The sequence below is a fragment of the Paracoccus sp. S4493 genome, from assembly GCF_000967735.1.
Taxonomy (GTDB): Bacteria; Pseudomonadota; Alphaproteobacteria; order Rhodobacterales; family Rhodobacteraceae; genus Paracoccus; species Paracoccus marcusii.
In genome coordinates this window covers 1-227 of the sequence record NZ_JXYF01000573.1, presented here as the reverse complement: position 1 = coordinate 227, position 227 = coordinate 1, and the positions used below count along the sequence as shown (strand labels likewise).

The following is a 227-nucleotide window of genomic DNA, read 5'->3' as shown; positions in this document are numbered from 1 at the left end:
GGCTTGCCGCCCTTCTTGGGGCCACCGAACTTGCCGCCGGGCTTGCCGTTGCGATCGCGACGTTCGCCCTGTGGGCGATCCCCTGCCGGGGCCGCATCCTTGGACTGACCGTCGCGCGGGGCGCCATCGCGGCGCGGGCCGCGGCGCTGGCCCTGCGGGCGATCACCCTGGGGACGCTCGGCCTGGCCGCGGTCCCCCTGCGGGCGACGGTTGCCGCGCGGCTTGGG

1 protein-coding gene is annotated in these 227 nt (G+C 77.5%); it reads left to right on the top strand.

Going from position 1 to position 227, the window contains the following annotated elements; genetic code table 11:
* The coding region (locus TW83_RS21730; RefSeq protein ID WP_045984377.1) for a hypothetical protein at nt 1-227 on the top strand (227 nt) is incomplete at both ends.